The organism is Pseudomonadota bacterium, from assembly GCA_010028905.1.
Lineage (GTDB): Bacteria > Vulcanimicrobiota > Xenobia > RGZZ01 > RGZZ01 > RGZZ01.
The window spans coordinates 1-1,887 of the sequence record RGZZ01000704.1 but is presented as its reverse complement, the minus strand read 5'-3'; the positions used below and the strand labels follow the sequence as shown (position 1 = coordinate 1,887).

The following is a 1,887-nucleotide window of genomic DNA, read 5'->3' as shown; positions in this document are numbered from 1 at the left end:
GGCGCCGCTCGATGGAGCCGGATCGATTCGTTCCCGAAATGAAAACTCCCGCGTTTAGCGGGTTAAAGTCTCAGATAGTGGTGTAAGACCGGCGCCGTAGATCCGGCCGGTTGACAAAGAAGCCATCGACATGCTTCCTGTGGTTGAGAGCAAATCAAACCAATAGGGAGGCAGCGATGGCTGACGATAGTTTGCCACTTTCCGAGTTGATGTGCAAGGCCGGCGCAAACGACCCACAGGATTTCCTGCGAAAGTCTCTGGAGATGATGGCGCGGATGTTGATGGAGATGGAAGTGATGCAGCTGACGGGCGCCGCTCTCCACGAGCGCAGCGACGAGCGCCAGGTCCAGCGTAACGGCTATCGGCCACGGCGCTGGGACACGCGAGTCGGTTCCATCGAGCTTCAGATCCCGAAGTTACGACAGGGCTCCTACTTCCCGTCGATTCTGGAGCCTCGGCGCCGCGCGGAGCGCGCACTGGTATCAGTCATCCAGGAAGCGTACGTGAAGGGTGTCAGCACCCGCAAAGTCGATGACCTCGTACAGGCCATGGGGCTCGAGGGCGTCGACAAGAGCATGGTGTCGCGGTTGTGTCAGGAGCTCGATGATCAGGTCGAGCAGTTCCGTAACCGCCCTCTGGAAGGGCAATGGGTCTACATCTGGCTTGATGCAACCTATCTGAAGGTTCGTGAGGACGGGCGCGTTCGCAACATGGCGATGGTAGTTGCCGTTGGCGTTAACAATGAGGGAAAGCGTGAGGTGCTCGGCCTTGATCTCGGCCCCGCTGAAGACGAGGCCTTCTGGACGGTCTTCCTGCGCTCGCTTGTGGCGCGTGGTCTGACCGGTGTGCAGCTCATCACCAGCGACTGTCATCTCGGATTGAAGAAAGCCATAGCTGCTGTCGTGAACGGCGCATCTTGGCAACGATGCCGAGTTCACTTCATGCGCAATGTGCTGAGCCACGTTCCGAAGAGTGCGCAGCAGATGGTCGCTGCCACCGTTCGCACGATCTTCAACCAGAGCGACGCCGAGACTGCACACAAACAGGTGGAGAGCGTTGCTGACACGCTCGAGAAGCGCTTCCCGCGTGTCTCGGCGCTATTGCGTGAGTCCGCTGAAGACGTGCTGGCGTTCATGGCCTTTCCTGAGGAGCACGCCCGCCAGATCTACTCGACGAATCCGCTCGAGCGACTCAACAAGGAGATCAAGCGCCGCACAGACGTCGTGGGCATCTTTCCCACGCGCACTTCCGCAATCCGCCTCGTTGGAGCCCTTCTCATGGAACAGAGCGACGAATGGGCTGTTTCACGACGGTACCTGACCCAGAGCTCATTGGAGAAGATAAACGACGGTTCACGGAGAGGCCGAGAGGTGGAGGGCGGAAAGACGAAGATCGTCCCGTTCAAGTAGTCACGTCCGCTCTCGACCAGGGAGATAGATGGAATCCAATTACACCACTTGACAAGACACGACCGAGTACTGCCACAGATGTGGTACGTAACCGCAATTACGCGCCACATGTGTGCCAGTACTCGTACCCGAGCCTGCGCACGCGCCACATGTGTGGCAGTACTCGAAACCGAGCCTGCGCACGTGCCACATCTGTGACAGTACTCGTACCCGAGCCTGCGCATGTGCCACATGTGTGGCAGTACTCGAAACCGAGCCTGCGCACGTGCCACATGTGTGGCAGTACTCGAAACCGAGCCTGCGCATGTGCCACAAGTGTGGCAGTACTCTTACCCGAGCCTGCGCACGTGCCAGATGTGTGGCAGTACTCTTACCCGAGCCTGCGCACGTGCCACATGTGTGGCAGTACTCGAAACCGAGCGCGCCCATCAGAGTCGGGGCGCCTGCCTGAGAGCAGGCTCGCGGCATCGTCACCCGT

Annotated in this window: 1 protein-coding gene; it reads left to right on the top strand. The window is 59.3% G+C overall.

Annotated elements, in window-relative coordinates:
- Positions 1-176 precede the first annotated feature (176 nt).
- Positions 177-1,409 carry an IS256 family transposase gene (locus EB084_24515; protein ID NDD31427.1) on the top strand — a complete coding sequence of 411 codons (1,233 nt, stop codon included), beginning with the start codon at positions 177-179 and terminating at the stop codon, positions 1,407-1,409.
- Positions 1,410-1,887 lie beyond the last annotated feature (478 nt).